The organism is Caulobacter sp. SSI4214 (assembly GCF_012184455.1).
Lineage (GTDB): Bacteria > Pseudomonadota > Alphaproteobacteria > Caulobacterales > Caulobacteraceae > Caulobacter > Caulobacter vibrioides_E.
The window spans coordinates 1-2,893 of sequence record NZ_SZWJ01000170.1 but is presented as its reverse complement, the minus strand read 5'-3'; the positions used below and the strand labels follow the sequence as shown (position 1 = coordinate 2,893).

Here is a 2,893-nt window from a genome sequence, read left to right as displayed (position 1 = left end):
CGCGAGCCCGACTGGTCCGATCTCGACCCCGAGGGCCGCGCCTTCGCCTATCACCACGAGGACTGGGCCCGCCTGACGGTCAGCTATGTCGAGACCGGCCAGCTGATCCATCCGCGCCACGAGCGCCGCGAGCGGACGATGAACGACCTGCCCGAACTGCCCTCGGCCTATGTGGAATCGACCCCATTCATCCGCGCGGCCGAGACCGGCGGGGCCCTGCTGCCCATTCCGGACGACCCCGGCGTCTTCGACGCCCCGCCGATTTCCGACCCTCCGGAGGGTCCCAAAGGCGGCGGTCCGGCCCCTCGTCGCAAATCTGGCGCAAGACGGCGCTTGGCAAGCGGCTCGCGCGCCGCTAAATAGGCGCTCCCTTCGCCCCGGGGCAGCCGCTTCGGGGTCCGTGGGCCGCCTTAGCTCAGCCGGTAGAGCGGCGCATTCGTAATGCGTAGGTCAGGTGTTCGAGTCACCTAGGCGGCACCACTCTTTTCCAGAATATCGTCGGATCGAGGCGCCTAGCGCTTGAAGCCGCATAGGGCCGGATTGGCCGCCGCTTCCGGGCGCAGGCTCAGCTTTTGGAAGCTTATCTGGCCGGCGCCTTGCGGCAGGAAGCTGACCGCGCGCGTCACGCCGTCGGCGCCGCGGACGTCGAGATCGTAGGGCTGGGTCGAGTCGCCGTTCGTTCCGGCCCGCTTCCGCGCGATGACGTCGCCGTCGCGCAAGCCGGCGCGGGCGGCGGGCGTGTCCGGGCGGAGTTGGGTGACGGTCAGAACGCCGGAGTCGTCGGCCTTGGGCGTGAAGCCGAGGTCGAACGTCGGAACCGTGACCTCGATGACGTCAGCACAGGGCGCGAAGGCGGTGGGGGTCAAGACGATCGGCTCGCCGCGTTTGGCGTAGGTTTCGATATCGGGCGCGACGTCGACGCCATGCTTGGCCATTTCCTCGGCGAAGAGATCGATCGGCGAGACATCGGGACGGGCGGCGGCGGCCTTGGCCTGGGTCCGCAGGACGTTGTCGAGGCTGGCGCCCTTGGCGCGCAGCCGCTCGTCCCACAGCGCCGCCAGCAAGGCTCCGCGCTGATAGGGCAGCTTCTCGGCCATGGGGTCGGTCCAGAACGCCTTTCCAGCCTCTTGGCCGGTCATGCGCCGGGCCGGCGAGGCGGCGTAGGCGCGCAGCATATCGTTCCACAGCGCGACGAATTGCGGGGGCGTGATCAGGCGCTCGCGCGCCAGGAGCCGACGCATGTAGAAGTCGGTGAAGCCCTCGCTGAACCAGTAGCGTCGCGGCTCCAGGAGGGGCGCCCCCAGCCTAGACGGGTTCCATTCGTGGAAGAACTCGTGGGCGAGATAGGGACGCAGATCCTCCAGCGTCATGCCGGGCGTCGCCGTCAGGCTGAAGGCCTTGTTCAGGCCGACGCCGTGGAAAGACTGGTCGCCGACCGAGGCGATCGTCGCGGCGGCGACCATGTAGGGCGCGCCGGCGTCGTCGCCGAAAAAGGCGCGTTCGGCGCGAAGGATCGTCCAGAGTTCCTGGGCCAGCACGGCGTCGGGAACGGCGTCCAGCCGGCCGTGGATGACCAACCGCAGCGGGCCGGCGCGCGTGGTCCGCAGGCCGCGACCGCCGATCAGCTGGCCTCGAGCCATGTCTCCTACCGTCAGCTTGGCCTGGCCGGCGAAGGACGAATCGACCGGAAAGCCCTCGGGCCAGTCCGACCAGCGGAACTGGGCCGGCGCGTCGTCATGCCCCTCGATCCTGGGCAGCGCGGTGGCGGTCAAGGCGTAGAACCAGTCCGGTCGCACCCAAGGCAGGGCGGGCGAGCCATCGGGGTCGGAGTCTTTCGGCTCGTGGTCGATCGCGGACGGAATATCGTAGCGGACGGTCAGGCGGCTGCCCGGCGTCGCGCGGACGACGCGGACGCTGTCTCCGTCCTCGGCGATCGAGGCGACGCCGTCGACGGTCAGGTCGCGGAAGTTTCGCCACAAACGGTCATGACCCATCCAGTGATCGGGGAGCTGAAGGCGCGCGCGACCGCTGGCGTCCGCGATCAGGTCGATGCGGACCCGTAGCGCGACCAGGGCGCCATGATCGAAGCGTGGCGAGACCGTATAGGTGACCGGCGCGGTCCGGGCCGCCGCCGTTGTCGCCAAGCCCAGCGCGATTGCCAGGACCATCGCCAATCCACGCAAGACCGTTCCCCGTTTCTTCGCCGCCTCGACATCCTGAGGTGGTTTCTCGCTCCGCGCCACCGCTTTGACGACTGTCGCGGAACTTTGCCGTGGCGGGCCCCGTTCTCCTGACACAAGGAGCGTCGCCATGACCAAGACCGCCCATCCCGCCGTTGATGACGAAACCGCTCTGGAGGAGGTGATGACCTTCCTCGACGCGCCGCCCGAGACGGGCAGTCACGACGACGCGCGGTTTGGGGCGCGGTTGCGGCAGGTGATCGCCGCGTCGATCCCGGCCGACGACGGCGACGCGGCCGAGGACGCGCCGAAGTTGGACCTGAACGAAGACCTGCGCCGGCGGCTCGAGGCCGTGGCCAAGCGCCGTTCGGAGGGTCACTATTTCGGCGACCATCCCGATGGGATCGGGCCGACCCTGGGCATGGATCTCAGCCGCTCGTGACGCCCCGTTCGGTGCGACAAAAAGGTCGCCGACGCTTCGGTTAACCTTGCCTTGAGCCCGTCGCCCTAGGGTCGCTGGACCTTAGACCGCGTCGGGGGACGAGATGGTTTCGAGACGGCTCCTCTTGGGAGCGCTGGCGGGTCTGGCCGCGCCGGCCCTGGCCTTCGCCGAGGGTGACGATCCGCCCAAGCCCAGCCTCTTGACCAAGAAGGGCCGCCGCACGCGCAAGGCGCTGAAGACCCAGGCGTCCGACAAGGCCGCCCTGGACAAG

Annotated in this window: 2 protein-coding genes, 1 tRNA gene and 2 pseudogenes; 4 read left to right on the top strand and 1 reads right to left on the bottom strand. The window is 69.1% G+C overall.

What is annotated here, in order from left to right; translation table 11 throughout:
- A pseudogene (locus tag FCU40_RS22905) lies at positions 1-363 on the top strand (heme biosynthesis protein HemY); the annotation flags it as partial.
- A 41-nt stretch (positions 364-404) separates the two neighbouring features.
- Positions 405-480 (top strand) — tRNA-Thr (locus FCU40_RS22900).
- 32 nt (positions 481-512) lie between these two features.
- Here FCU40_RS22900 and FCU40_RS22895 read toward each other — a convergent pair.
- A complete protein-coding gene (locus FCU40_RS22895; RefSeq protein WP_168078098.1) occupies positions 513-2,168 on the bottom strand; it encodes a hypothetical protein in 1,656 nt (551 codons plus the stop codon).
- A gap of 142 nt (positions 2,169-2,310) precedes the next feature.
- Here FCU40_RS22895 and FCU40_RS22890 point away from each other — a divergent pair, with 142 nt between their 5' ends.
- Together FCU40_RS22890 and FCU40_RS22885 are read left to right on the top strand one after the other, a co-directional pair.
- Positions 2,311-2,622, top strand: a complete 312-nt coding sequence (locus tag FCU40_RS22890; RefSeq protein WP_004618049.1) for a hypothetical protein — start codon at positions 2,311-2,313, stop codon at positions 2,620-2,622.
- 103 nt (positions 2,623-2,725) lie between these two features.
- Positions 2,726-2,893, top strand: a pseudogene (locus tag FCU40_RS22885) (carbonic anhydrase); the annotation flags it as partial.